This window comes from Bradyrhizobium genosp. SA-3, from assembly GCF_004212635.1.
In the GTDB taxonomy this organism is placed as follows: Bacteria; Pseudomonadota; Alphaproteobacteria; order Rhizobiales; family Xanthobacteraceae; genus Bradyrhizobium.
In genome coordinates this window covers 1-26,242 of sequence record NZ_PSRT01000117.1, presented here as the reverse complement: position 1 = coordinate 26,242, position 26,242 = coordinate 1, and the positions used below count along the sequence as shown (strand labels likewise).

Sequence of the window (26,242 nt, the reverse complement as noted above, 5' to 3'; positions counted from 1 at the left end):
GGGGAAGGGTTGGGGAAGGGGGTGCCACGAACTCCGATCTCCCCCGGAGCTACCCCCCTCCCTAACCCTCCCCCGCAAGGGGGGAGGGAACGGAGAGAGTGTTGCCCGGAGCGAGAGATCACGGCCACCGCCAATCCCATCACGCCGCCTTCGACGCGGCAGCCAGCGAGGCGAAGGTCTTGCCTTCCGCGGCGAGCTTCTTCAGCAGCGGCGCGGGCTCGAGGCTGGGGTCGTTGGTCTCCTTGGCGTAGAAGGCCAGACGATCGGCGATGTGCTTGAGGCCGACGCTGTCGGCCCAGAACATCGGGCCGCCGCGGTAGATCGGCCAGCCATAGCCATAGAGCCAGACCACGTCGATGTCGGAGGGACGCGCCGCGATGCCCTCTTCGAGGATCTTCGCGCCCTCGTTGATCATCGGATACATCATGCGCTCGAGGATCTCTTCATCGCTAACGACGCGCTTCTTGCGGCCGAGACGCAGCAGCGTCTCGTCGATCAGCTTCTCGACCTCCGGATCCGGCAGCGGCGCGCGCGAGCCTGCCTCGTATTTGTAGTAGCCCTTGCCGGTCTTCTGCCCGAAGCGGCCGGCTTCGCACAACGCGTCCGCGATCTCCGATTTGATGCCGCGATCCTTCCGCGAGCGCCAGCCGATGTCGAGGCCGGCGAGGTCGCCCATCGCGAACGGCCCCATCGGCATGCCGAACTTGGTCACGACGGCATCGACCTGCTGCGGCAAGGCACCTTCGAACAGCAGCTTCTCGGACTGCTTGCCGCGCTGGGCGAGCATACGGTTACCCACAAAACCGTCGCAGACGCCGACCACGGCCGGTACCTTGGCGATCTTGCGCGCGATGGTGACGGCGGTCACAAGCGCGTCGGGTGCGGTCTTGTCGGCGCGCACGATCTCGCAGAGCTTCATGACGTTGGCCGGCGAGAAGAAGTGCATGCCCAAAACATCCTGCGGACGCTTGGTCGACTTCGCGATCTCGTCGATGTTGAGATACGAGGTGTTGGAGGCGAGCACCGCGCCGGGCTTGGCGTACTGATCGAGCTTGCCGAACACTTCCTTCTTCACCGCCATGGTCTCGAACACGGCCTCGATGACGAGGTCGGCATCACCGACATTCTCGATGCCGACAACGCCGTTGATCAAAGCCATGCGCTTGGCGGGCGCATCGGCCGGGATGCCGCCGCGCGCCGCGGTCGCTTCCCAGTTCTTCTGCATGACGCCCATGCCAAGCTTGAGCTGCTCCTCGCCGGTCTCGATCAGGGTGACGGGGATGCCGGCATTGGCAAACGACATCGCGATGCCGCCGCCCATGGTGCCGGCACCGAGAATGGCAACACGGTTGACCGAGCGCGACTTGGTCCCCTCAGGGACACCCGCGATCTTGGCAGCCTCGCGCTCGGCGAAGAAGGCATAGCGCTGCGCCTTGGACTGGTCACTGGCGACGAGCTTGAGGAAGCCCTCGCGCTCCTTCTTCAGACCTTCGTCGAACGGCAGGTCGATGGCGTAGCCGACGGCGTCGGCGGCCGCGAACGGCGCTTCCAGTCCGCGCGACTTCTTGGTCATGGCCGCAACGGCATTGGTGAAGATGGAACGGTCGGCCTTGGCCGCCGCGAGCTTGGAATCGTCGTCGCGCAGGCGCCGCAGCGGGCGCTTCTCGGCCAGCAGCTTGCGCACGAAGGCCTCGCCGCCCGAGGCTGGGCCTTCGATGATCTCTTCAATCAGGCCGTTCTTGAGCGCTTCCGCAGCACCAATGGGATCACCGCCGACGATCATCTTGACCGCGAGTTCCGGTCCGACCGCGCGCGGAAGGCGCTGGGTGCCGCCCGCGCCCGGCAACAGGCCGAGCTTCACCTCGGGCAGGCCGAGCTTGGCCTCCTTCACCGCGACGCGGTAATGGCAGGCGAGCGCGACCTCGAGGCCGCCGCCGAGCGCGGTGCCGTGGATCGCCGCGACCACTGGCTTCGGCGAATTCTCGATCTCGGACAGCACGTCGTTCAGAGCGGGCGGCTTCGGCGGCTTGCCGAATTCGGTGATGTCGGCGCCCGCAATGAAGGTGCGGCCGGCGCAGGTCAGAACGATGCCCTTGATCGCGGGATCGGCGACCGCGGCCTTGATGCACTCCAAGATGCCGCCGCGGACCGCGGCACTCAGCGCATTGACCGGAGGGCTGTCGACCGTAACGATCCCGACTTCATCATGACGCTCAAGCTTGACCACTTCGCTCACGGTGTCCCTCCTTGGTGGGGATTTAATTTTGTTCGATTTCGCGGTGCGGAATTTAATTCCGCATCTTGACGGCAGGGTTATTTTGAAGCACGGACGTTGTCAACGACTCCGCGCAAGAAGCAGATTAGGGATGAAGCGTACAGGAAAGAAGACCGCGACTGATCGGAATTTCGTCGTCGCGCTTTCCCGCGGACTGGACGTATTGCGCGCATTCCAACCCAATGACGGCCTTCTCGGCAATCAGGAGATCGCGGCGCGGACAAATCTGCCCAAACCGACCGTGTCGCGGCTGACTTATACGCTGACGAAGCTCGGTTATCTGACGCCGGTTCCCCGTTTCGAGAAGTACCAGCTCGCACCCGCGGCGATGTCGCTCGGTTACGCCGCGCTCGCCAATCTCGGCGTTCGGCATTTGTCCGAGCCGTTCCGCGAGGAAGTGATGCGCGCGACCGGCGGAGCGGTTGCCGTCGGCGGCCGCGACCGTCACAGCATGATCTATTTCGGGCAGAGCCGCGGCAGCGAGACCGTCGGCGTTCAACTTGACGTCGGCTCGCGCGTGCCGATTGCAACCAGTGCGATGGGTCGCGCCTATTTCTGGGCGCTCGATGCCGACGATCGCGCAGAGCTCTCGCGTCTCTTGCGCGAGCATTACGGCAGCCGCTGGCCGAAGATGCGCGATGGATTGGAACGTTCCGGCGAGACCGTGGCGAAATACGGCTTCGCGATTTCCGTCGGCGACTGGCACGACGACATCGGCGCCGCCGGCGTCGCGCTCAAGCTCAACGACGGAACCGGACCCTACGCATTCAATTGCGGCGCGCCCGCATTCCGTTTCACGGAAGAGCGTTTGATCAACGACATTGGACCGCGTCTGCTTGCGATGGTAAGGAACATCGAAGCGGCACTCGGGGGTCTGATGCCGCATTCAAAAAAAGACGTCAGCAAAAAGCTGAAATCAGGAGGAAAAGTTGCGCGTGTGGCCGAGGGATTCAGATAGCCTTTGTCATCATCGGGAGCGGTCCGCATCGCCCCTTCGCCCACTGCTCAGTGTGGGCGAGACGAGATGACGCAGGCACAGCTCGCGCGGGGGACATCGCCCCTGCTCGCGGTTCGCGACGTCAGCGTCGTGTTCGGCGGCATCATCGCGCTCAACGGCGTGTCCTTCGACATGCACAAGGGTGCGATCCTTGGATTGATCGGCCCCAATGGCGCCGGCAAGACCACGCTCTTCAACTGCCTGTCCCGGCTCTACCAGCCGTCGTCCGGCGACATCCTGATGGAAGGCGTCAGCATCCTGTCGCGGCCGCCGCACCGGATCGCCGAGATCGGCATCGGCCGCACCTTCCAGAACGTGGCGCTGTTTCCGAATTTGTCGGTGATGGACAATGTCCGTGTCGGCGCCCATTCGAAGACCTCCAGCGACATCGTCAGCGACTCCCTGAAATTGGCCTGGGTCCGGCGCAGTGAAACCAGCGTCAACAAGAAGGTGCACGAGATCCTCGCCTATCTCGACCTCGAGAATGTCGCCCACACTGTCGTCTCCGGCCTGCCCTTCGGCACACAGAAGCGCGTCGAGCTGGCACGTGCGCTGGCGGCCGATCCGAAGATCCTGCTGCTCGACGAGCCGGCCGGCGGCCTCAATCACGAAGAGGTCTATGTGCTCGGCGAGCTCATTCGCCGCATCCGCGACGATCGCCACATGACCGTGCTCCTGGTCGAACACCACATGGGCCTCGTGATGTCGATCGCCGATCACGTTGTCGCGCTCAATTTCGGCAAGAAGCTCGCGGAAGGCACGCCTGCCCAGGTGCAGGCGGACCCGGACGTCATCAAGGCCTATCTCGGGAGCAAGGACCAATGACGACGCTGCTCAACGTCAAGGACCTGCGCGCCTACTACGGCCAGGTCCAGGCGCTCCATGGCCTCTCCTTCTCGCTCAACGAGGGCTCGCTGACGACGCTGCTGGGTGCCAACGGCGCCGGTAAGACCACGACGCTGCGCGCGATCTGCAACATGGTGCGCTCGACCGGCGGCATCGAGTTCGACGGCAAGCCGCTGAACAACCGCTCGACCGAGAACATCGTGCGGTTCGGCATCGCCCATGTGCCGCAGGGCCGCGGCACCTTCACCAACATGACGGTGGAGGAGAACCTCCAGCTCGGGGCCATTACCCGCAAGGACAGCGCCGGCATCGTCTCCGACATCGAGCGCATGTATGCGCATTTCCCGGTGCTGAAGCAGCGGCACACCCAGCAGGCCGGCACGCTGTCCGGCGGCGAGCAGCAGATGCTCGCGGTCGCCCGCGCGCTGATGCTGCGGCCGCGGCTGATGCTGCTCGACGAGCCCTCCTTCGGCCTTGCGCCGCTGGTGGTCCGCGACCTCTTCGGGATCCTCGGCAAGATCAACCGCGAGGACAAGGTCACGATCTTGGTGGTCGAGCAGAACGCCCAGCTCGCGCTCGAACTCGCCGACCATGCCTATGTGATCGAGACCGGCCGCATCGTGATGTCGGGCAAAGCCAAGGACATCGCGAACAACGAAGAAATCCGCAAATCCTATCTGGGTTACTGAGGGAGCGGATGATGGCCGATATGTATCAGCGCACTCAGTCCACCTCTCCCTTCGGGAGAGGTCGGCGCGTAGCGCCGGGTGAGGGGTTACGGTCTCAGGTCGGAGCTGCGGCCCCTCACCCGATTTGCTGCGCAAATCGACCTCTCCCCGCTGGGGAGAGGTCGGCGACAATCGACGCCGCCGCAGTTCAACCCGCAGCCGTCATACTCTAGGAGCCGGCACAATGGAGCTTTTCACCAACCAAGTGCTGGCCGGCATCGCCACCGGCGCGATCTATGCCTGCATGGCGCTCGCCGTGGTCATGATCTACCAGGCGATCGACCATCTCAACTTCGCGCAAGGCGAGATGGCGATGTTCTCGACCTTCATCTCCTGGCAGTTGATGCAATGGGGCGTGCCCTATTGGGTCGCTTTCGTCCTTACGTTGGCTTTCGCGTTCGCAGGCGGCATCGCCATCGAGCGCATCCTGTTCAAGCCGCTCGCCAAGGCGCCGATCCTGACCAATGTCGCCGGCTTCATCGCGCTGTTCGCCATCATCAACTCCTCGGCCGGCCTGATCTGGGATTTTACCATCAAGCAGTATCCGACCCCGTTCGGCTCCTCGCCGTTCCTCGGTAGTCAGCTGATCTCGACCCACCAGGCCGGCATGATCGGCGTCACCCTGCTGCTGCTGCTCGGGCTCTACTTCTTCTTTCAGTACACGCGGATCGGGCTCGCAATGCGGGCCGCCGCCTCGTTACCTGAATCGGCACGGCTCGTCGGTATCAATACATCCTGGATGATCGCGCTCGGCTGGGGCATGGCTTCTGCCATCGGCGCGATTGCCGGCATGCTGATCGCGCCGGTCGTGTTCCTGGAGCCCAACATGATGGTGGGCGTCCTGCTTTATGGCTTTGCTGCGGCGGTGCTGGGCGGTCTGTCGAGCCCGTTCGGCGCTGTGGTCGGCGGCTTCCTGATGGGCATCTTCGAAAATCTCGTCGGCACCTACATTCCCGGCGTCGGCAACGAGCTGAAACTCCCGATCGCGCTCGCGCTGATCATCTCCGTCCTGGTCGTCAAACCCGCTGGCCTGTTCGGCCGGCACATCGTCAAGCGAGTTTGATCATGAGCGCTGCAGAAGAAGTCGTTGCAGAAGGCCACCAGGCGGTCGAAGCCGTTCCGAAGCGGGCCATGACACTGGGCACCGGCACCTCGCTGGTCGTGCTGGCTGCACTGCTAATCGCGCCCGTCTTCGTCAAGAACTTCATCATCTTCCAGATGACGATGCTCCTGATCTACGGGCTCGCGGTGCTAGCACTGAACATCCTGACCGGCGGCTCCGGCCAGTTCTCGCTCGGCCAGAGCGCCTTCTATGCCGTCGGCGCCTATACGACCGCGGTGTTGATGGAGTACTTCAACGTCAACTACGCGCTGACACTGCCGATCGCCGGAGTAGTCTGCTTCGGCTTCGGCTTCCTGTTCGGGCAGCCGGCGCTGCGGCTTTCCGGCGTTTACCTCGCGCTCGCGACCTTTGCGCTCGCCACCGCCATGCCGCAGCTTTTGAAGCTCAATTTCCTCGAGCACTGGACCGGCGGCGTGCAGGGCCTCGTCGTCACCAAGCCGGATGCGCCCTTCGGGCTGCCGATGTCGCAGGACATGTGGCTCTATTACTTCACGCTTGCGGTTACGCTCGCGATCTACGTCTTCTCGGTGAACCTGCTGCGCTCCCGCTCGGGGCGCGCCTTCATGGCGATCCGCGACAACGAGATCGCGGCGTCCTCGATGGGCGTCAACGTCGCGCTCTACAAGACGCTGGCGTTTGGCGTGTCCGCCGGCATCACCGGCATCGCCGGCGCTTTAGGTGCGATCGCGGTGCAGTTTGTGGCGCCGGACAGCTTCACGATCAACCTCGCGATCTCGCTGTTCCTCGGCATGGTCGTCGGCGGCGTGGGCTGGCTGCCCGGCTCGTTCGTCGGCGCGGCCTTCATCATCTTCGTGCCGAACATCGCGGAGGGCATCTCCAAAGGCCTCTCCGGTGCGGTATTCGGCGTGCTGCTGTTCCTCGTCATCTACCTCGTGCCGCATGGCGCAAGGCAGCTCGCGATCCTGGGCCAGCAACTTTCCGGCAAGCTCAGAAAGACCTGAATACCTCTCATCACGACAGTCGTTTAACGAAGGAGACCGAATTGCTTTTTGGAAGAACACTGCGAGCCGCCGCGCTGGTCACGGCAACGGCGGCCATTGCACTCACCTCCGGCGCTGCACTCGCCCAAAAGAAATACGACACCGGCGCGTCCGATACCGAGATCAAGATCGGCAACATCATGCCGTACAGCGGTCCGGCGTCGGCCTATGGCATCATCGGCAAGACCGAAGAAGCCTATTTCAAGATGATCAACGACAAGGGCGGCATCAACGGCCGCAAGATCAACTTCGTCACCTATGACGACGCCTATTCGCCGCCGAAGGCGGTCGAGCAGGTCCGCAAGCTCGTCGAGAGCGACGAGGTGCTGGCCGTGTTCAACCCGCTCGGTACGCCGTCGAACAGCGCGATCCAGAAATACCTGAACGCCAAGAAGATCCCGCAGCTCTTCGTTGCCACCGGCGCCACCAAGTGGAACGACCCGAAGAACTTCCCCTGGACCATGGGCTGGCAGCCCTCCTACCAGAGCGAAGCGCAGATCTACGCGAAATGGCTGATGAAGGAGAAGCCGAACGCCAAGGTCGCGATCCTCTACCAGAACGACGATTTCGGCAAAGACTACCTCAAGGGCACCAAGGACGGCCTCGGCGCCAAGGCCTCGTCCATGATCATCATGGAAGAGAGCTACGAGGTGTCCGAGCCGTCGATCGACGGACACATCGTCAAGATCAAGGCCGCCAATCCCGACGTGCTGCTGATCTATGCGACGCCGAAGTTCGCGGCCCAGACCATCAAGAAGACCGCCGAGCTCAGCTGGAAACCGCTCCAGATCCTCACCAACGTGTCGATCTCGGTCGGCAGCGTGATGAAGCCGGCCGGCTTCGAGAACGCGCAGGGCGTGCTGTCGGCGGCCTATGCCAAGGATTCGACGGATCCGCAGTGGAACAACGACCCCGGCATGAAGAAGTGGAACGAGTTCGTCGACAAGTACATGCCGGGCGCCGACAAGACCGACACCGCCATGGTCTACGGCTATGGCGCAGCGTCGACTCTGGCCAAGGTCCTGGAACTGTGCGGAGACGATCTGACCTGCGCCAACCTCATGAAGCAGGCGGCGTCGTTGAAGGACTTTGCTCCGGACACCTTGCTGCCCGGCGTCAAGATCAACACCAGCACCACCGACTTCGCCCCGATTGCGCAGCTCCAGATGCAACGCTTCAAGGGCGAGAAGTGGGAACTTTTCGGCGAGATCATCAGCGGCGACGTCGCCTCCGAATGACGCGCTGACACAATAATTCAAGTCGATAAGCCCCCGCGGGCGACCGCGGGGGCTTTTTGTTGACGCCGAGCGTCAATCTTGTTCAATGCGGCGCCGATCCAACTCGGGGTAGGAGAACTATGACTGCCGTTCGTTTTCAGGTTGCGGCCTTCGCGGCCGCACTCGCGTTGTGCACTGCGATGAGCAGCGAGGCGCTGGCGCAAAAGAAATACGACACCGGCGCGTCCGATACCGAGATCAAGATCGGCAACATCATGCCCTATAGCGGCCCCGCCTCCGCCTATGCCGCGATCGGCAAGACCGAGGAGGCCTATTTTAACAAGATCAATGCCGAGGGCGGCATCAACGGCCGCAAGATCAAGTTCATCTCCTATGACGACGCCTATTCGCCGCCGAAGACAGTGGAGCAGGCACGCAAGCTGGTCGAGAACGACGGGGTGCTGCTGATCTTCGGCTCGCTCGGCACCTCCACCAACAGCGCAATCCGCAAGTACATGAACGAGAAGAAGGTGCCGCAATTGTTCGTGGCGAGCGGCGCCTCCAAGTGGAACGATCCCAAGCAATATCCCTGGACCATGGGCTGGCAGCCGAGCTACGTCAGCGAGGCGCGGATCTACGCCAAATACATCATGAAGGAGAAGCCGGACGGAAAGATCGGCGTGCTCTATCAGAACGACGATTTCGGCAAGGACTATCTGAAGGGATTGCGGGACGGCTTGGGGTCCAAGGCCTCGATGATCGTGCTGGAAGAGGCCTACGACACCTCCGAGCCGGCGATCGACGAGCACGTCGTGAAGCTGAAGGCGGCCGGCGCCGACATCTTCATCAGCATCACCAGCCCGAAATTTGCCGCGCAGGGCATCAAGAAGGCGGCGGAGATCAATTGGCATCCGATGCACATCATCTCCAACGTCTCGGCCTCGGTCGGCGGCGTGATCGAGCCGGCGGGCCTCGAGATCTCGCAAGGCATCCTGTCGGCGAGCTATACCAAGGACGGCTCCGACCCGCAGTGGAACGCCGATGACGGCATGAAGAAGTTCTATGACTTCCTCGCCCAGTACGCGCCCAAGGCGAACAAGCTCGATGCCGGTGTGGTGTTCGGCTATGCCGCCGCGCAGACCATGGTGAAGGTGCTGCAAATGTGCGGCGACGACCTCACCCGCGAGAACGTCATGAAGCAGGCCGCAAGCCTGAAGGATTTCGAACCCGACACGCTGCTGCCCGGGATCAAGATCAACACCGCTCCGGACAACTTCGCTCCGATCGAGCAGCTCCAGATGATGCGCTTCAAGGGCAAGAAGTGGGAGCTGTTCGGCGACATCATCTCCAGCGAGATCGGACATTGAGCGTCGCAAACGCGCAATTCAAAATAGCCCACATTTAACAAGACAACTTCTGCGCGGCCGATTAACGGCGCATCCCATCTCATGCGCCGGAATATTCCACGTCCTCTCAAAAAAGATCGCCTCGCGGCGGCAGCTCCGGCGGGGCGTTCTCCTTGCTGGCCGCCCGGGAAGGGTATTGAATGTATACCAGAGCGACGCGCAACGATCGCTTCCGATCAAGAACACGACACATTCAAACCTACCTAGGGAGATCAAGATGCCTGCAATGCATGTGCGATTGGGGGCCTTCTCGGCTGCCCTCGTGCTGGCTGCCACCCTTTCCACGACAGCCCTGGCGCAGAAGAAATACGACACCGGCGCATCCGACACCGAAATCAAGATCGGCAACATCATGCCCTATAGCGGGCCAGCCTCCGCTTACGGCGTGATCGGCAAGACCGAGGAGGCCTATTTCCGCAAGATCAACGCCGAGGGCGGCATCAACGGCCGCAAGATCAATTTCGTCACCTATGACGACGCCTACTCGCCGCCGAAGACGGTGGAGCAGGCACGCAAGCTCATCGAGAGCGACGAGGTGTTTCTGATCTTCAACTCGCTCGGCACGCCGCCGAACACGGCGATCCAGAAATACATGAACTCGAAGAAGGTGCCGCAACTGTTCGTCGCCACCGGCGCCACCAAATGGGATGATCCCAAGGATTTTCCTTGGACGATCGGCTGGCAGCCGAACTACCAGACTGAAGCCCGCATCTATGCAAAGTACATTCTGAAGGAAAGGCCGAGCGCCAAGATAGCCATCCTCTATCAGAATGACGACTATGGCAAAGATTACGTCAAGGGCCTGAAGGACGGCCTGGGTGCCAAGGCGGCGTCGATGATCGTCGCCGAGGAAAGCTACGAGGTGGCCCAGCCGACCATCGATTCCAGCATCGTCAAGCTGAAGTCGGTGGATGCCGACGTGTTCTTCAACGTCACCACGCCGAAATTTGCTGCGCAGACGATCAAGAAGATGCATGAGATCGGCTGGAAGCCAATGCATTTCCTCAACAACGTCTCGGTTTCCATCGGCAGCGTCATGAAGCCGGCTGGCTTCGAGGCCTCGCAAGGCATCATCTCCTCGAACTACTACAAGGATCCGACCGATCCGCAATGGAAGAACGATTCGGCGATGAAGGCCTGGAATGAATTCCTCGACAAGTACTATCCCGAAGCCAACCGCACGGATTCGGCGGTGATGTACGGATACATCGCAGCCCAAGGTCTCGTGCACGTATTGAAGGCGTGCGGCGACGGTCTGACGCGTGTCAACGTCATGAAGCAGGCAGCCAGTATCAAGGACTTCGAACCCGGCGGCCTGCTGCCGGGCATCAAGGTCAACACCAGCCCCACCGACTTTGCTCCGCTGTCCCAGTTGCAGCTCATGCGCTTCAAGGGCGAAAGCTGGGAGCTGTTCGGCGACGTCCTCAGCAGCGACGTGGGCGGCTAAAGACGCAGCCTTGCCTACCAATGACTACTAAAGAAGCAGCCCCTGCGGCCTCGTCGCCGGGGCTTTTTCTTGAAGGCATTGGCCAAATCGTATTGAATTGCCGCCGCGTCGCCAAAAAACTCGACACAAGAAAAGGAAGGCGCACACATCAAGAAAATAGGGAGATTGGAATGCCCGCTGTCACCGGCAAACTTGCGGCCGCGTCACTGGCGCTCGCGCTCATTGCGGCCTCGGCCTCCACTGCATCGGCCCAGAAAAAGTACGATACCGGCGCGACCGACACCGAGATCAAGATCGGCAACATCATGCCCTACAGCGGACCGGCCTCCGCCTACGGCATCATCGGGCGGACCGAAGCCGCCTATTTCAAGAAGATCAACGACGAGGGCGGCATCAACGGCCGCAAGATCAATTTCGTTTCTTACGATGACGCATATTCGCCGCCGAAGACGGTGGAGCAGGCGCGCAAGCTGGTCGAGAGCGACGAGGTGCTGTTCATCTTCAACTCGCTCGGCACGCCGCCGAACACGGCGATCCAGAAATACATGAACTCGAAGAAGGTGCCGCAGCTGTTCGTCGCCACCGGCGCCACCAAATGGAACGATCCGCAGAACTTCCCCTGGACGATGGGCTGGCAGCCCAATTACCAGAGCGAGACGCAGATCTACGCGAAGTGGCTGCTCAAGAACAAGCCAGACGCCAAGATCGCCGTGCTCTACCAGAACGACGACTACGGCAAGGACTACCTGAAGGGCCTCAAGGACGGCCTAGGGGCGAAAGCCGCTTCGATGATCGTCATCGAGGAGAGCTACGAGACCTCCGAGCCGACCATCGACAGCCACATCGTCAAGATGAAGTCGACCGGTGCCGACGTCTTCATGAACATCACGACGCCGAAATTCGCGGCGCAAGCGATCAAGAAGAACGCCGAGATCGGTTGGAAGCCGCTGCACTTCCTCAACAACGTCTCGGCCTCCGTCGGCAGCGTGATGAAGCCCGCTGGTTTCGAGAACGGCCAGGACATCATCTCGGCCGATTATCTGAAGGACGTGTCGGATCCGGAATGGAACAACGATGCCGGCATGAAGGAGTTTCTGGCCTTCATGACCAAGTACTTCCCAGACGGCGACAAGCTCGATAAGGGCACCATCGTCGGCTACGCGGTGGCGCAGACGCTGGTTCAGGTGCTGAAGCAGTGCGGCGATAATCTCACGCGCGAGAACATCATGAAGCAGGCCGCCAGCCTGAAGAACTTCCGCACGGAGGCACTGCTGCCGGGTATCCAGATCACCACCGGGTCGAACGACTTTGCGCCAATCAGCCAGCTCCGCCTCGAGAAGTTCAAGGGCGAGCGCTGGGAACTGTTCGGCGACGTGATCAGCGCCGACGCCGGCGGCTAGCCGCCTGAACATGCGACCATAACAAGCCCCCTGCGCCGATCGCGCAGGGGGTTTTTGCTTGTGCGCCGATTATGATCACGCGATTGCACAATCGAATGGTGGCAAGGCCCGCTTACGCTTTGACGCGTGATGCGGTAGGCATGTAGCGGGCGCGCGTTTGCCGCCAGTCTCTCCTGTTTGCCGAGGCTTTCCGTCATGATCGACCGACGTCCCCTGCTCCGCGCGCTTTACGACGCTGCCGTTGCCGCCGCCCATCCGAGCACAATTCTGGCGCCGCACTTAAGGCCCGCGCCCAAAGGACGCGTGATCTGCCTCGCCGCCGGCAAGGGCGCGGGCGCCATGGCTGCGGCCGCCGAGCGGCATTATCTCGACACGCTCGAGCTCGCGCCGGAGCGGCTGGTCGGCATCGCCACCACGCGCCACGGCTATGGCGTACCGACGCGCCGCATTCGCGTGGTCGAGGCTGGCCATCCAGTGCCTGATGAAGCTGGCCTGAAGGGCGCGGCCGACACGCTCGCGCTCGCAGGCGAGGCCGGTCCTGACGATCTCCTCCTGGTGCTGCTCACCGGCGGCGGTTCGGCGAACTGGATCGCGCCCGTGAACGGCATCAGCTTCGCGCAGAAGCAGGCGGTCAACAAGGCGCTGCTGCGTTCGGGCGCGCCGATCGGCGAGATGAACACGGTCAGAAAACATCTGTCGCGGATCAAGGGCGGCCGGCTGGCGCGCGCCGGCAAGAACGCCGCCGAGATCGTGACGCTGGCGATCTCCGACGTGCCGCATGACGACCCCTCCGCAATCGCCTCCGGCCCGACCGTGCCGGATCCGACCACACTGGCCGATGCGCGCGCGATCGTGGCGAAATACAAGCTGGACATCGACGAAGCCGTGCGCCGCGCGCTCGACGATCCCGCCAATGAAAGCTGCAAGCCCGGTGACGCCGCCTTCGCGCGCGCGCATTTCGAACTGATCGCGCGGCCCAAGCAATCGCTCGACGCGGCGGTGAAGCTCGCGCGCGAGTCCGGCTACGAGACCATCGACCTCGGCGCCGATCTCGAAGGTGAGGCCCGCGAGGTCGCTGCCGATCATGCCAAGCTCGCGCTGCAAGCGCGCGCGCAAGGCAAGCGCGTCGCGATCCTCTCCGGTGGCGAGCTCACGGTCACCGTGCGCGGCAATGGGCGCGGCGGACCGAACCAGGAATACGCGCTGGCGCTCGCCAGCCTCTTGAAGGACACGGCTGGCATCTCGGCGCTGGCCGGCGACACGGACGGCGCCGATGGTGGCGCCGGCCATCCCACCGATCCCGCCGGCGCGCTGATCGACGCGGCCACGTTCGCGAAGATGAGGGCCCAGGGGCTTAAGCCGCAGGCCTATCTCGACAACAACGACGCGACGACCTTCTTCGAGGCGACCGGCGATCTGCTCATGCCGGGACCGACGCTGACCAACGTGAACGATATCAGGGTGATCTTGGTGGATTAGGGCTCGCCCTGTTCGACACCATCGCGGCTTGGCCTGACCATGATCGCCTTGGGGAGTGTGTAGGTGCGGCTTATCGCTTGCCGCTGACGTGCTCCAGCAGCGCGAGCAGGCCCTTCAACAAGTCCGTCGGCGACGGCGGGCAGCCCTTGATGTGCAAATCCACCGGAATGGTCTCGGATACGCCGCCAACGCAGGCGTAGCTGCCTCTGAAAATACCGCCATCGATCGCACAGCCGCCGACCGCGACGACCCATTTCGGATCGGGCGTCGCGTTGTAGGTCCGCTCCAGCGCCTGTTGCATGTTCTTCGTCACCGGACCCGTGACCAGCAGCACGTCGGCGTGGCGCGGCGAGGCGACGAAGCGCAGGCCGAAACGTTCGATGTCGTAGAAGGCGTTGGACAGCGCGTGGATCTCCAGTTCGCAGCCGTTGCAGGATCCGGCATCGACCTCGCGAATGGCGAGAGAACGCCCAAGCCTGGCCTGGGCGGCGCGGTTGACTTTCGTTGCAAGCTCCGCCAGCGCCGACTCGTCCGGCGCCGGCGCGGGCTCCGTCAGCGAGCCATGGGTGAGGCTTTCGAGCAAGGTCTTGCGCATGGCTTAGAGGTCCGCGCCCGAATAGGAACAGTTGAACGATTTATTGCAGAGCGGAAAGTCGGCAATGATGTTGCCCTCGATCGCGGTTTCCAACAGCGGCCACTGGAACCACGACGCGTCGCGCAGGTGGCAGCGTTCGACGCGCAACTCGTCATCGAGCCGCAGCCACACCAGAACGTCGCCGCGGAACGCTTCCGTCAGCGCCAGGCCTTCGCATGCGCCGCACCCCGCCGGCGGTGCGTTCCTGATCTCGCCCGGCCCCATCAGGTCAAGGATCTGCTCGATCAACTCGACGCTCTGCTCGATCTCGCGGATGCGGATCCAGACCCGCGCGTTGACATCGCCGGCTTCCAGCACCGGCACCTCGAATGACAATTGATCGTAGGGCGCGTAAGCAAGCGTGCGTCGCGCATCGAAATTGCGGCCCGAGGCGCGGCCGACATAACCGCCGGCGCCAAACTGGCGCGCATATTCCGCCTTCACGATGCCCGTGGCGACGGTGCGGTCCTGCAAGGATGCGGTGTTGTCGTAGAGCTCGATCAAGCGCGGAAATACCTTCTTGATCTCCGCAAGCAACGTTCGCAGCGCCGTCATACCGTCCGGCGCGATGTCACGCGTCACACCACCGGGCACGATGACGTCCATCATCAGGCGATGGCCGAACGCGACATTCGCAGCGCGCAAGCAGCGCTCACGCAAAATGCCGGTCTGGGCATGCATCAGCGCGAACGAAGCGTCGTTGCAGATGGCCCCGATGTCGCCCAAATGATTGGCGAGCCGCTCCAGTTCCGCCATCAGCGCCCGCAAAAGCGTCGCTTGCCGCGGCGGCTCGATCTGCAGCGCCGCTTCCACGGCACACGCAAAGGCGAAGGCATAGGCGACGACGCTGTCGCCTGAGGTGCGGTTGGCGAGCTTTGCCGCGGCCTCGAGGCTCGCGCCCTGCATCAGCGACTCGATACCCTTGTGGGTGTAGCCGAGCCACTGCTCCAGCCGCACCACATGCTCGCCATTGGCGGTGAAGCGGAAATGGCCGGGCTCGATGATCCCGGCATGGACGGGGCCGACCGCCACCTGGTGCAACGCCTCGCCCTCGGCCGGTAGGAACTGGTATGGCCGCACGTCGCGCGATGCGTTGCGGCCCGAGAGCGGATAGGATTTGCCCCAGACGTAGTGATCGAGCCACGGCCGCAGATCGTCAGCGACGCCTGGAACAAGCCCGAACAGATCATGAATGGTCCGCTCCGGCCGAAGCGCCGGCGGATGACGGCTGGCGACGCTTGGAAATGTGCCGGCCGTACACTCGTAGGTCACGACCGCGATCTCGGCCGAGCCTCCATCGAGCATCGCCATATGCACCGCGGTCGGCTCGCCCCAGAAGCCAAGCAGTGTGAGGCCTCCCTCGACCAGTCGATCGATCGCCGCCTGCCAGCCCGCCTCCGTCACGACCGCGCGCGGCCAGGGCCGGTGCGACGACACCGCATTGACATGGGAGATGCTGTCGAGGATGCCCATGGCTTACCCCAAGAGCTTCGCGACGTTCTGGAAGCCGGTGACCAGCACCGGCGGCAGATAGATGCCGGCCATCAGCACCAATCCGAGGTGCGTGAACATTGGCACATAGGAGGCTTCCGCGGGCGCGGTCTTGCCTTTGGGCTCGCCGAACATCACCGCGCCGATCCGCAACAAAAGCCCGCCGAGCGCGATGATGATGCCGAGCACGAGGATCACCGTCAGCCAGGGCGCGCGGGCGAAAGTCGAGCTGACCACTAGAAACTCGCTCATGAAGATGCCGAGCGGCGGCAGCCCGACGATGGCGATGACGCCGAGCATCAGGCCCCAGCCGAGCGCGGGGTTGGTCACCGTGAGCCCGCCGATATCGGCGATCTTCTGTGTGCCCTTGACCTGTGCGATATGGCCGACCGCGAAGAAGATCGCCGACTTGGTCAGCGAATGCATGGTCATATGCAACAGCCCTGCGAAATTCGCGAGCGGCCCGCCCATGCCGAAGGCGAAGACGATGATGCCCATATGCTCGATCGAGGAATAGGCGAACATCCGCTTGATGTCGCGGCGACGGTACAGCATCAGCGCGGCGAAGATCACCGAGATCAGGCCCATGGTCACCATCAACGGCCCCGGCGCGATCGCCGCAGAGTTGACCGCGAGCATCATCTTGAAGCGCAGGAGCGCATAGAGCGCGACATTGAGCAACAGGCCGGACAGCACCGCCGAGATCGGCGTCGGGCCCTCGGCATGCGCATCCGGCAGCCAAGCATGCAGCGGTGCGAGACCGACCTTGGTGCCGTAGCCGAGCAGGAGGAAGGCGAACGCGACGTTGAGCAACGCCGGGTCGAACTGTGCGGCGTGCTTCACCAGCACCGTCCACACCATGCCGTCCAGCCCCTCGCCCACCACGGGGCGCGCCGCCATATAGACCAGAATCGTGCCGAACAGCGCGAGCGCGATGCCGACGCTACCGAGGATGAAATATTTCCAAGCTGCCTCCAGCGCCTCATGGGTGCGGTAGATGCCGACCATCAGGACGGTCGTCAGCGTCGCCACCTCAACCGCGACCCACATCAGGCCGATATTGTTGGCGACGAGCGCGAGGTTCATCGCGAACATCAGCGTCTGATACATCGCGTGATAGAAGCGCAGGAACGCCGGCGCCAGGCGCCCGATCTCGATCTCGTGCTGGATGTAGCTTGCGCTGAACACCGATGTGGTGAGGCTGACGAAGGTGGTCAACACGATGAAGACCTTGTTGAGGTCGTCCATCAACAGATACTGCCCCGATACCGGCTCGACCACGAACAGCGAGAGCGAGGTAAGGAAGGTCGCGAGCGCTGCCACTACGTTCAGCTTCGCCGTCAATCGGTAGCCGGGCAAAATTGCCAGCACCGCCGCCGAGAGGGCCGGGATCAAGAGGATGGCGCTGAGGGCGTCGATGCTCATCGCCGCTCTCCGCGAAAACGATCAAGCTCCTGCACGTCCACGCTGTCAAAACGCTCGCGGATGCGGAACAGGAAGACGCCGATCACGATGAAGGCGATCAGCACCGAGAAGGCGACACTGATCTCGACCACCAGCGGCATGCCCTTGGCGCCGGTTGCCGCCAGCACCAGCCCGTTCTCCAGCGACATGAATCCGACGACCTGGCTCACGGCGTTGCGTCGCGTAACCATGATCAGGAGCCCGAGCAGCACCACCGACAGCGCGAAGGCAAGGTCCTCGCGCGCGAGCGCATCGGCGCTCGGCGTCACCCGCAGCATCACCACCATCGACAGCGCGACGAGGCCGATGCCAGCCATCATGGTCAGCCCGATGCCGATCACATTCTCGATCTCGCGGTGGATACCGAGCCGCTTGATGATCCGGTGCAGCGCAACCGGGATGATGATGGCTTTAAAGACCAGCGCGATCAGCGCCGTGACATAGAGATGCGGCGCTTGCTGCACATAGGCCTGCCAGGCTACCGATAGCGCCAGCACGCCGGCATGCAGCGCATAGACATTGAGCAGCGCATAGAGCCGGTCCTGATAGAGCATCATGAAGCTCGCCAGCACGAGGGAGCCGGCGAGCAGATGGGCGATGTCGAATTGCAGGCTGCTCATCTCTTAGAGGCTCCCCGACACGAAGCGCAACAGGGTGGCGAGCAATGCCAGCATCAGCGCCGCGCCCAAGAACTCCGGAATCCGGAACACGCGCATCTTGGCGATCGACGTCTCGAACACGGCGAGCAAAAAGCCAAGTACGATCAGCTTGCCGAAATAGAGCAGCGCGCCAAAGACGAGCCTCGCAACGCCCGCGTCCGCGGTCGCCGTGCCCCATGGCAGGAACACACAGGCGATCAGCGAGACATAGAGCAGGAGCTTGAGGTGCGACGACAGATCGATCAGCGCGAGATGCCGCCCCGAATATTCCAGCACCATGGCCTCGTGCACCATGGTCAGCTCGAGATGGGTGGCGGGGTTATCGACCGGGATACGGGCATTCTCCGCCAGCGCTACGATGGTCAGTGCCACAAACGCCATGCCCAGGGACACACGCAGACCGACCGCGTCGGAGCCCATGAACTCGGCCACGTTGGGGAGCTGCGTCGAGCCGGCGATCATCGCGACCGAGAACACTGTGATCAGCATCGCGGGCTCGGCGAGGGAGGCGATCATGACCTCGCGGCTGGAGCCGATGCCGCCGAAGGCGGTGCCGACGTCCATGCCGGCGAGCGCCTGGAAGAAACGGGCGCTGCCGAGCAGCGCAATGATGGCGATGAGATCGGCGGTCCAGGAGAACAACAGGCCATTGCCGAAAGTCGGCACCAGCGAGGCGGCGACCCAGGTGCCCGCGAAGATCAAATAGGGAATGACCCGGAACAGCCAGGATGCGTTGTCCGCGAGCACGACGTCCTTGCGCATCAGGCGAATGAGGTCGCGATAGGGTTGGAGCAGCGGCGGGCCGCGCCGGCGTAGCAGCCGAGCCTTCACCTTCCGCACGAAACCCGTCAGCAGCGGCGCGAGCCCCAGCACCAGCGACATCTGGGCGCCCTGAGAGAGGATGTCGCGCAGCGCGTTCATAGTGCCACCACCAGCAGCAGCACGATCAGCGCCACGAAGACCAGCGTCAGGTAGCGGCGGATGGTGAGGAACTGCAAGATATTGATGCGGTCCGTCGCAAAGCCGATGAGCTTCGCAATCGGCGCGTACAGCACATCCCAGATCAGATCGTGCAGTTCGACCTGGAGCCGCGCAGGAACCGGCGAGGACGGCGGCGGCATCTCGCCGATCTCGCGTGCGGCAAAGATGACGCTGCCGAACACACGGCGGATCGGCTGCGAGAAGCTGGAGGCTGAGTACTGGATCGCTGGGTTCGGATCGGGATAGCCGCAATCCCAGGCCGGCGCGCGGCGTAAGCGGTCGGAGGCGAAACGGTGAATGGCTGTCGCCGCCGTCGTGCCGCAGAGTGCCGCGAACAGGAACACCAGAAGGCCGTTATAGGAGCTGCGGCTTTCCGCGATCGGCACGATGGTGAGCCACTGCAATCCGACCTGATGCGGCATAATGTTGCCGACCATATTCTTGCTCACCGGCGCCAGCGCATCGATGAACAACCCCGGCAGGATGCCGGCAACGAGGCAGAAGGCGGCAAGCACGAGCATCGCGGTCAGCGAGAAGCGGTCGGTCTCATGTGCTGACGCCGCGACATCCGAACGTGGCCGGCCGAGGAAGCTGATGCCATAGAGCTTGACGAAGCAGGCCGCGGCAAAGGCGGCCGCGAGCGCCAGCAAACCGCCGACCGCCGGAATGACCAGCTTGAGACCCCAGGAGGGCAGCTGCGGTGAAAGCAGGATCGCCTGGAAGGTCAGCCATTCCGAAACGAAGCCGTTGAATGGCGGCAATGCCGAGATCGCGACGCAGCCGACCAGCACCGCGAACGCCGTCTTCGGCATGCGATGGATGAGCCCGCCGAGTTTCTCCATGTCGCGCTCGCCGGTTGCTCCCAGCACCGCGCCGGCGCCGAAGAACAACAGGCTCTTGAACAGCGCATGATTGAATACATGCAGCATCGCCGCGGTGAAAGCGAGCGCCGCCACCCAGTCGAGCCCTTCCGCCTTGAAAGCCAGCGCCAGCCCGAGGCCGGTGAAGATGATGCCGATATTCTCAATCGTTGAATAGGCGAGCACGCGCTTGATATCGCGCTGCATCAGCGCATAGAGCACGCCCAGCGTCGCCGACGGACCGCCGACCAGCAGCACCACCATGCTCCACCACCACACCGGTTCGGGCAGAAGATCAAAGACGATGCGCACGAAGCCGTAGACGGCGACCTTGGTCATGACGCCGCTCATGAGGCCAGAGACGTGGCTGGGTGCGGCGGGATGGGCGAGCGGCAGCCAAGCGTGGAGCGGCACCAGGCCAGCCTTGGAGCCGGCGCCCAGCAGCATGAGGATCACCACCATGCCGCTCAGCGCAGCGGAAGGATGCGAGGCTCGGATCGCATCGAAATCGTAACCGGCGCCGCTCGCGAGCAGGCCGAAAGCGAGCAGCAGCGCCAGCGTGCCGAAACTTGCCATCAAAAGATAGACATAGCCAGCGCGGACATTCTCGGCCTCCCGGTGATGCGACACCACCATCGCCCAGGAGGTCAGCGACATGAATTCCCAGGCGACCAGGAAGCTGAAGGCATCGTTTGCCAGCACTACGACGTTCATCCCTGCGAGATAGGCAGGATAGAACGGCAGCACGCGGCCGGGGGAGTCCTCGTGCCGGCCGTAGCCGAGCGCGAACAGGCTCGCGGCGGCGCCGCCGAGATTGACGACGACGAGGAAGAAGGCGGACAGCGCATCGAGCCGGAAATGGGCGCCGAGCCAGGGCAGGCCGATCGGCAGTGTCGCGCTTGGCGTCAGATGAGGGAAATAGAGCAGATCCGACAGTGCCGTGACACATAGCGTCGATGTGGCGATCAGGCATCCGCCGTAGAGGATGATCGAGCCGCGCGGGCGCGTCGACAGCACGACTCCCGCAGGCGCCAGCGCCAGCAGAGCCGCCACTGACCATAGCGCCACGGCGATCATAGCCGCTCCTGGATCATGATTTGCGCGCGCGTCATCATCGCTATTGGCCGCCTGCGCTCGGGGGTGGAGACTTCAGCCGCACACCGCGCCCCCCGGCGCTCGATACTGCCCCCTCGGCGATCAGCTCGATGCCGGCAACCGACAGCGCCTCGACCAGCTTCACCAGGGAATCGACATTGCCGCGGATCACCCCTTCGGAGGCTTCCATGCGCTGGATCGTCGGCAGCGACAGCGAACAGCGCTGCGCGAGTTCGCGCTGGTCGATCCTGAGCAAGGCACGGGCGGCTCGAAGCTGCGCGGCGGTGATCACGGGGCAGAATGTCCGTGGCAGTTACAGCGCTTGATTTACCAAGCTTAGGACGCGCAAAATGACGTTTCAAGCATCATTTTCTAGATGCAACGCATCATTCCGCTCGATGTCCTCCGAGCTCACCCCCCGCATCCCGTCATCATAGCCGGGCTGTCCCGCCCCAGCGTCATTCTGGAGCGCGTGTGGCACGAACCCCATGCGCAATTGCGCATGTGATGTCTGGCCCTGTGGGCAATCTCGAAATGACGGAGTGAGAGAAGAGACGTGGATGCCGGGATAAAGCCTAGAGCATGATCCGGAAAAGTGTGCTTTCCGAAAAGATCATGCTCAAACAATAACCTAAAGCGCGAGGACGATTCATCCCACTCTCATCGCGCTTTAGCCAAGCCCGGGCATGACGACCGCACAAACGCGGCGCACCCGGAAATGACTATCCGCCTCAAAACTCGTTGGCGATCTTCGCGAGCATCGCGAGCAGGGCTTCGCGGTTGCTCTGCCCGAGCAGGTCGTTCAGTCGCGCCTCATGCTTGGTGGCGACGAGCTTCTTGGCGCGGGTCAGCACGGCCTTGCCCTTGTCGGTCAGCACCAGGATGTGCGAGCGGCGGTCGTTGGTGGAGCGAATCCGCGCGCATAGGTCGCGGCTTTCGAGATTGTCGAGCATCGCCACGAAGTTCGGCCGCAGGATGCCGAGCGTGGAGGCGATCTCGGTCTGGTTCCGGCCCGGATTCTTCTCGACCAGCAGCAGCACCGAGAATTGCGCCGGCGTGAGTTGGAGCGAGGCCATGCAGCGCAAAAAGTTCTCGAACACCTTGAGCTGGGCCCGCTTCAGCACATAGCCGAGCTGCTCGGACAGCTCGCCGAGTTGGAGGGCTTCGGCCTGCGGCTCGGACGCATCCTTGCGACCCTTGGCCGTGTCGGCAGGCTTTTCGGAGGACTTTTCAGCGGTTTTGGAAACGGTCATCGCCTCGTGCTCGTAATCCCGCTAAGTTCGGGACGGGTCGTTCCCCACCCTTGATGTTATATTTGATAATTGTTATGGACCATATCAAATTTCGCCAACGTTTTTCAATGGCTGTGAGCGGACCGTCCCCCACAATCGGGAGGACCGGTCCTTATCTTTAGGGGGAGCGTCCGGTCTTGAATACCACCATCATGCTGTTCCTGGTGCAGGACGGCATCACCAATGGCGCGATCTATGCGCTGCTCGGCCTGGCGCTGGTGCTGGTGTTCGCCGTCACCCGCGTCATCCTCATTCCCCAGGGCGAATTCGTCACCTATGGCGCGCTGACCTATGCCTCGCTGGCGGCGGGCCAGATGCCGGGCACGGCAAAGCTCGCGCTGGCGCTCGGCATCGGCGCCTTCGCCTTCGACCTGTTCGTCGCCCGCAAGGCGCTGCATGGGCGCCTGGTCCTGCGCAGCATCGTCACCAACATCGTGCTGCCGGCCATCGTGCTGGCGCTGACCCTGTACTTCGCCGCCCAGAAGCCGCCGGCCGCGATCTGCATCGCGCTGTCGCTGGTGATCGTCGCGATGATCGGCCTGTACCTCTACCGGATCGCATTCCAGCCTCTGGCGCACACCTCCGTACTGGTGCTGCTGATCGCATCAGTCGGCGTGCACCTCGCGCTGCAGGGACTGGGCTTGCTGTTCTTCGGCGCCGAGGGCCAGCGCGGACCGGCGGTGCTGTCAGGCGCCTTCACGGCCGGCGCGCTGCGCTTCACCGGCCAGAGCATCACCGTCTACGCCATCACCATTGCCTTCATCGTCGGGCTCTGGCTGTTCTTCGGGCTGACCCTCTACGGCAAGGCGCTGCGCGCGACCGCGGTGAACCGGTTAGGGGCGCGACTCGCCGGCATCCGCACCACGCTGTCGGGGCAGATCGCCTTCCTGCTGGCGTCCGTGATCGGCGCGCTGTCGGGCATCCTGATCGTGCCGATCACCACGCTCTATTACGACTCCGGCTTCCTGATCGGCCTGAAGGGCTTCGTCGCTGCGATCATCGGCGGCCTCGTCAGCTACCCCCTCACCGCCGTCGCGGCGCTGGTCGTCGGCATCGTCGAGGCGTTCTCGTCCTTCTATGCCTCCAGCTACAAGGAGGTGATCGTTTTCATGCTGCTGATCCCCGTGCTGCTGCTGCGCTCGCTCGCCGCGCCGGCGGTCGAGGAAGAGAAGGACTGACGCGCGATGCAGAGCCGGCTTCCCATCCTCGTCTTCGCGCTTGTCATGGCGGCGATCCCGTTCGTTCCCGGGATGCCGCCGTTCTGGATCGTGCTGCTCGACAATATCGGCCTTGCCGCGCTCGTCGCGATGGGCCTCGTGCTGCTCACCGGCGTCGGCGGCCTGACTTCTTTCGGTCAGGCAGCTTTCGTTGGCTTCGGCGCCTACACCACTGCGGTGCTGTCGACGGCCTACGGCCTGTCGCCCTGGCTGACCCTGCCGCTGTCGCTCGTCGTCAGCGGATCGCTGGCAGTGCTGCTCGGGCTGATCACCGTGCGCCTGTCCGGCCATTATCTGCCGCTCGGCACGCTCGCCTGGGGGCTTGGCCTGTTCTACCTCTTCAGCAAGCTCGAGTTTCTGGGCCGTAACGACGGCATCTCGGCGATCCCGCCACTGTCGATCGGCGCGTTCAAGATGCTCTCGCCCGGCTCGATTTATTACGCGATCTGGGTCGCCGTCATCGTCTCGGCCCTGCTGACGATGAACCTGCTGGACTCCCGCACCGGCCGCGCCATCCGCGCGCTCAGACGCGGCCACGTCGCGGCGGAAGCCTTCGGCGTGCACACGCCGCGCGCCAAGCTGCTGGTGTTCATCCATGCCGCGGTGCTCGCCGGCCTCTCCGGCTGGCTCTACGCCCATCTCCAGCGCGCGGTGAACCCGACGCCGTTCGGCGCCCAGGCCGGCATCGAATATCTCTTCATCGCGGTGGTCGGCGGCGCCGGCTATGTCTGGGGCGGCGTGCTGGGCGCCGCGATCGTCGTGGTGCTGAAAGAGGTGCTGCAAAGCTATCTGCCGCTGATCCTGCCCGGCTCCGGCCAGGTCGAGACCATCGTGTTCGGCATCATGCTGGTGGCGCTGCTGCAGCTGGCGCCCGGCGGCCTCTGGCCCTGGCTGATGTCGTTCCTGCCCGAGCGCACCAGTGGCAGAAAGCCCGATACCTCGCTGAAGCTGGAGCATCGCCCCCGCGCGCTCGGCGAGTCCAGCATCCTGCTCCAGGTCGATAAGGCGCGAAAGCAGTTCGGCGGCGTGGTCGCGGTCAACAACGTCTCCTTCGACGTCCAGGCCCGCGAGATCGTCGCGCTGATCGGACCGAACGGTGCCGGCAAGAGCACGACGTTCAACCTGATTACCGGCGTGCTATCGGCGACAGCAGGCTCGATCTCGGTGCTCGGCAGGAAGGTCGACAAGGCGCCGCCGCAGGAAATCGTCAAGCTCGGCATCTCCCGCACCTTCCAGCACGTCAAGCTGGTGCCTGACATGACCGTGCTGGAGAACGTCGCGATCGGCGCCCATCTCCGCGGCCATTCGGGACCGATCTCCTCGATGCTGCGGCTCGACCGCGCCGATGAGGCCAAGCTGCTCGCGGAAGCCGCGCGCCAGATCGAGCGCGTCGGCCTTGCCGAGCAGATGCATCAGCTCGCAGGCTCGTTGTCGCTCGGCCAGCAGCGCATCGTCGAGATCGCCCGCGCGCTCTGCGTCGACCCGATGCTGCTGCTGCTCGACGAGCCGGCCGCCGGCCTGCGCCACATGGAGAAGCAGCGGCTCGCGACGCTGCTGCGCGAGCTGCGCGACGGCGGCATGAGCGTGCTCCTGGTCGAGCACGACATGGGCTTCGTGATGAACCTCGCCGACCGCATCGTGGTGCTCGATTTCGGCACCAAGATCGCGGAAGGCACCCCCGCCACGATCAAGACCAATCCCGAAGTGATCAAGGCCTATCTCGGAGTGGCGGCATGAGCACGCTGTTGTCCGTCACCGACGCGCACGTTGCTTACGGCAAGGTCGAGGCCGTCCGTTCGGTCTCGCTCGAGGTCGGCACCAATGAGATCGTCACCATCGTCGGCGCCAACGGCGCCGGCAAGACCACGCTGCTCTCGGCCATCATGGGCGTTTTGCCGCTGAAGGGCCGCGTCGCCTTTGCCGGCCAGGACCTCGCCCGCCTCGACATCGAGGATCGCGTCGCGATGGGGCTCGGGCTCGTCCCAGAGCACCGCGAATTGTTCGTGACCATGAATGTCGAGGACAATCTCGAACTGGGCGCCTTCCGTATCGAGCGAGGCAAGGCGAGAGCCTCGATGGAGCGGGTCTACGCGCTGTTTCCGCGGCTGAAGGAACGGCGTAAGCAGCTCGCTGGCACGCTCTCCGGCGGCGAGCAGCAGATGCTCGCGATGGGCCGTGCGCTGATGGGCGAGCCGAAGCTGCTGATGCTGGACGAGCCGAGCCTCGGCCTCGCGCCGATCATCGTCGCCGACATCTTCCGCATCGTCACCGAGCTCCGCGCCAGCGGCGTCTCCGTCCTGCTGGTCGAGCAGAACGCGCAGGCCGCGCTCAAGATCGCGGACCACGCCTATGTCATGGAGCTCGGCGAGTTCATGCTCAGCGGCAAGGCCAGCGACATCGCAGCGAACGAGCGCGTCGCGGCGAGCTATCTCGGCTTCCAGCACGAAGGTGAGAGTGCGATTTAGCTTCCTCCTCTCCCTCTCCCCGTTCTTACGGGGAAGGGGTTGGGGTGAAGCGGCTGCCTCCGGCCAGACGGCGATAGCCGAACTCGCGATCTCCCCTCCTCGTCATTGCGAGCGCAGCGAAGCAATCCAGAATCTTTCCGCGGAGGGGCTCTGGATTGCTTCGCT

22 protein-coding genes are annotated in these 26,242 nt (G+C 63.5%); 13 read left to right on the top strand and 9 right to left on the bottom strand.

The window, feature by feature from the left end:
- Positions 1-139: 139 nt before the first annotated feature.
- Positions 140-2,236, bottom strand: a complete 2,097-nt coding sequence (locus tag CWO91_RS31745; protein ID WP_130219337.1) for a 3-hydroxyacyl-CoA dehydrogenase NAD-binding domain-containing protein — start codon at positions 2,234-2,236, stop codon at positions 140-142.
- A 130-nt stretch (positions 2,237-2,366) separates the two neighbouring features.
- Here CWO91_RS31745 and CWO91_RS31740 point away from each other — a divergent pair, with 130 nt between their 5' ends.
- The 10 genes from CWO91_RS31740 to CWO91_RS31695 all read left to right on the top strand — a co-directional run bounded on the left by CWO91_RS31740 (position 2,367) and on the right by CWO91_RS31695 (position 13,919).
- Entirely contained in the window at positions 2,367-3,233 is an 867-nt protein-coding gene (locus tag CWO91_RS31740) for an IclR family transcriptional regulator (RefSeq protein ID WP_164934744.1), read from the top strand.
- 66 nt (positions 3,234-3,299) lie between these two features.
- On the top strand, positions 3,300-4,097 hold the full coding sequence (locus CWO91_RS31735; protein WP_130219335.1) for an ABC transporter ATP-binding protein: 798 nt from the start codon (positions 3,300-3,302) through the stop codon (positions 4,095-4,097).
- Positions 4,094-4,807: an ABC transporter ATP-binding protein gene (locus tag CWO91_RS31730; RefSeq protein ID WP_091890390.1), complete on the top strand. Its 714-nt coding sequence runs from the start codon at positions 4,094-4,096 to the stop codon at positions 4,805-4,807. Before CWO91_RS31735 ends, CWO91_RS31730 begins: the two co-directional genes overlap by 4 nt.
- Before the next feature lie 223 nt (positions 4,808-5,030).
- A complete protein-coding gene (locus CWO91_RS31725) occupies positions 5,031-5,909 on the top strand; it encodes a branched-chain amino acid ABC transporter permease (protein WP_130219333.1) in 879 nt (292 codons plus the stop codon).
- A 2-nt stretch (positions 5,910-5,911) separates the two neighbouring features.
- On the top strand, positions 5,912-6,931 hold the full coding sequence (locus CWO91_RS31720; protein ID WP_130219331.1) for a branched-chain amino acid ABC transporter permease: 1,020 nt from the start codon (positions 5,912-5,914) through the stop codon (positions 6,929-6,931).
- 41 nt (positions 6,932-6,972) lie between these two features.
- Positions 6,973-8,208, top strand: coding sequence for an ABC transporter substrate-binding protein (locus tag CWO91_RS31715; RefSeq protein ID WP_130219329.1), 1,236 nt, complete (start codon positions 6,973-6,975; stop codon positions 8,206-8,208).
- 119 nt (positions 8,209-8,327) lie between these two features.
- Positions 8,328-9,554: an ABC transporter substrate-binding protein gene (locus CWO91_RS31710; RefSeq protein ID WP_130219327.1), complete on the top strand. Its 1,227-nt coding sequence runs from the start codon at positions 8,328-8,330 to the stop codon at positions 9,552-9,554.
- A 256-nt stretch (positions 9,555-9,810) separates the two neighbouring features.
- Complete coding sequence (locus CWO91_RS31705) at positions 9,811-11,040, top strand: ABC transporter substrate-binding protein (RefSeq protein WP_130219325.1); 1,230 nt, start codon at positions 9,811-9,813, stop codon at positions 11,038-11,040.
- Positions 11,041-11,210: 170 nt separating this feature from the next.
- Positions 11,211-12,440: an ABC transporter substrate-binding protein gene (locus CWO91_RS31700; RefSeq protein WP_130219323.1), complete on the top strand. Its 1,230-nt coding sequence runs from the start codon at positions 11,211-11,213 to the stop codon at positions 12,438-12,440.
- A gap of 195 nt (positions 12,441-12,635) precedes the next feature.
- Positions 12,636-13,919 carry a glycerate kinase type-2 family protein gene (locus tag CWO91_RS31695; RefSeq protein ID WP_130219321.1) on the top strand — a complete coding sequence of 428 codons (1,284 nt, stop codon included), beginning with the start codon at positions 12,636-12,638 and terminating at the stop codon, positions 13,917-13,919.
- Between the two features lie 70 nt (positions 13,920-13,989).
- Here the strand turns inward: CWO91_RS31695 and CWO91_RS31690 are convergent, their stop codons facing one another.
- The 8 genes from CWO91_RS31690 to CWO91_RS31655 all read right to left on the bottom strand — a co-directional run bounded on the left by CWO91_RS31690 (position 13,990) and on the right by CWO91_RS31655 (position 22,356).
- The gene (locus tag CWO91_RS31690) at positions 13,990-14,514 is read right to left on the bottom strand and encodes an NADH-quinone oxidoreductase subunit B family protein (RefSeq protein ID WP_130219319.1); all 525 of its coding nucleotides are present in this window, start codon (positions 14,512-14,514) and stop codon (positions 13,990-13,992) included.
- Positions 14,515-14,517: 3 nt separating this feature from the next.
- A complete protein-coding gene (locus CWO91_RS31685) occupies positions 14,518-16,026 on the bottom strand; it encodes an NADH-quinone oxidoreductase subunit C (protein ID WP_130219317.1) in 1,509 nt (502 codons plus the stop codon).
- 3 nt (positions 16,027-16,029) lie between these two features.
- A complete protein-coding gene (locus CWO91_RS31680) occupies positions 16,030-17,469 on the bottom strand; it encodes a hydrogenase 4 subunit F (RefSeq protein WP_130219315.1) in 1,440 nt (479 codons plus the stop codon).
- Positions 17,466-18,128 carry a hydrogenase-4 component E gene (locus CWO91_RS31675; protein WP_130219313.1) on the bottom strand — a complete coding sequence of 221 codons (663 nt, stop codon included), beginning with the start codon at positions 18,126-18,128 and terminating at the stop codon, positions 17,466-17,468. Before CWO91_RS31675 ends, CWO91_RS31680 begins: the two co-directional genes overlap by 4 nt.
- A 3-nt stretch (positions 18,129-18,131) precedes the next feature.
- On the bottom strand, positions 18,132-19,088 hold the full coding sequence (locus CWO91_RS31670) for a respiratory chain complex I subunit 1 family protein (protein WP_130219311.1): 957 nt from the start codon (positions 19,086-19,088) through the stop codon (positions 18,132-18,134).
- The gene (gene hyfB, locus CWO91_RS31665; RefSeq protein WP_130219309.1) at positions 19,085-21,085 is read right to left on the bottom strand and encodes a hydrogenase 4 subunit B; all 2,001 of its coding nucleotides are present in this window, start codon (positions 21,083-21,085) and stop codon (positions 19,085-19,087) included. The genes CWO91_RS31670 and hyfB overlap by 4 nt, the downstream gene beginning before the upstream one ends.
- 40 nt (positions 21,086-21,125) lie before the next feature.
- A complete protein-coding gene (locus CWO91_RS31660; protein ID WP_035711260.1) occupies positions 21,126-21,395 on the bottom strand; it encodes a helix-turn-helix domain-containing protein in 270 nt (89 codons plus the stop codon).
- A gap of 439 nt (positions 21,396-21,834) precedes the next feature.
- Positions 21,835-22,356, bottom strand: a complete 522-nt coding sequence (locus CWO91_RS31655; RefSeq protein WP_130219307.1) for a MarR family winged helix-turn-helix transcriptional regulator — start codon at positions 22,354-22,356, stop codon at positions 21,835-21,837.
- 176 nt (positions 22,357-22,532) lie between these two features.
- Here CWO91_RS31655 and CWO91_RS31650 point away from each other — a divergent pair, with 176 nt between their 5' ends.
- Genes CWO91_RS31650 through CWO91_RS31640 form a run of 3 tightly spaced genes read left to right on the top strand, consistent with a single transcriptional unit; the run spans position 22,533 to position 26,077 of the window.
- On the top strand, positions 22,533-23,573 hold the full coding sequence (locus CWO91_RS31650) for a branched-chain amino acid ABC transporter permease (protein WP_165405854.1): 1,041 nt from the start codon (positions 22,533-22,535) through the stop codon (positions 23,571-23,573).
- 6 nt (positions 23,574-23,579) lie between these two features.
- Entirely contained in the window at positions 23,580-25,349 is a 1,770-nt protein-coding gene (locus CWO91_RS31645) for a branched-chain amino acid ABC transporter ATP-binding protein/permease (protein WP_130219305.1), read from the top strand.
- Positions 25,346-26,077 (top strand): ABC transporter ATP-binding protein, encoded by a 732-nt coding sequence (locus CWO91_RS31640; RefSeq protein WP_130219303.1) that lies wholly within the window; start codon positions 25,346-25,348, stop codon positions 26,075-26,077. The genes CWO91_RS31645 and CWO91_RS31640 overlap by 4 nt, the downstream gene beginning before the upstream one ends.
- Positions 26,078-26,242 lie beyond the last annotated feature (165 nt).

Coding starts and splice junctions, on each gene's coding strand:
- CWO91_RS31740 (WP_164934744.1), top strand. CDS start 2,367: ATGAAGCGTACAGGAAAGAAGACCGCGACTGATCGGAATTTCGTCGTC.
- CWO91_RS31735 (WP_130219335.1), top strand. CDS start 3,300: ATGACGCAGGCACAGCTCGCGCGGGGGACATCGCCCCTGCTCGCGGTT.
- CWO91_RS31730 (WP_091890390.1), top strand. CDS start 4,094: ATGACGACGCTGCTCAACGTCAAGGACCTGCGCGCCTACTACGGCCAG.
- CWO91_RS31725 (WP_130219333.1), top strand. CDS start 5,031: ATGGAGCTTTTCACCAACCAAGTGCTGGCCGGCATCGCCACCGGCGCG.
- CWO91_RS31720 (WP_130219331.1), top strand. CDS start 5,912: ATGAGCGCTGCAGAAGAAGTCGTTGCAGAAGGCCACCAGGCGGTCGAA.
- CWO91_RS31710 (WP_130219327.1), top strand. CDS start 8,328: ATGACTGCCGTTCGTTTTCAGGTTGCGGCCTTCGCGGCCGCACTCGCG.
- CWO91_RS31705 (WP_130219325.1), top strand. CDS start 9,811: ATGCCTGCAATGCATGTGCGATTGGGGGCCTTCTCGGCTGCCCTCGTG.
- CWO91_RS31700 (WP_130219323.1), top strand. CDS start 11,211: ATGCCCGCTGTCACCGGCAAACTTGCGGCCGCGTCACTGGCGCTCGCG.
- CWO91_RS31695 (WP_130219321.1), top strand. CDS start 12,636: ATGATCGACCGACGTCCCCTGCTCCGCGCGCTTTACGACGCTGCCGTT.
- CWO91_RS31690 (WP_130219319.1), bottom strand. CDS start 14,514: ATGCGCAAGACCTTGCTCGAAAGCCTCACCCATGGCTCGCTGACGGAG.
- CWO91_RS31685 (WP_130219317.1), bottom strand. CDS start 16,026: ATGGGCATCCTCGACAGCATCTCCCATGTCAATGCGGTGTCGTCGCAC.
- CWO91_RS31680 (WP_130219315.1), bottom strand. CDS start 17,469: ATGAGCATCGACGCCCTCAGCGCCATCCTCTTGATCCCGGCCCTCTCG.
- CWO91_RS31675 (WP_130219313.1), bottom strand. CDS start 18,128: ATGAGCAGCCTGCAATTCGACATCGCCCATCTGCTCGCCGGCTCCCTC.
- CWO91_RS31670 (WP_130219311.1), bottom strand. CDS start 19,088: ATGAACGCGCTGCGCGACATCCTCTCTCAGGGCGCCCAGATGTCGCTG.
- hyfB (WP_130219309.1), bottom strand. CDS start 21,085: ATGATCGCCGTGGCGCTATGGTCAGTGGCGGCTCTGCTGGCGCTGGCG.
- CWO91_RS31655 (WP_130219307.1), bottom strand. CDS start 22,356: ATGACCGTTTCCAAAACCGCTGAAAAGTCCTCCGAAAAGCCTGCCGAC.
- CWO91_RS31645 (WP_130219305.1), top strand. CDS start 23,580: ATGCAGAGCCGGCTTCCCATCCTCGTCTTCGCGCTTGTCATGGCGGCG.
- CWO91_RS31640 (WP_130219303.1), top strand. CDS start 25,346: ATGAGCACGCTGTTGTCCGTCACCGACGCGCACGTTGCTTACGGCAAG.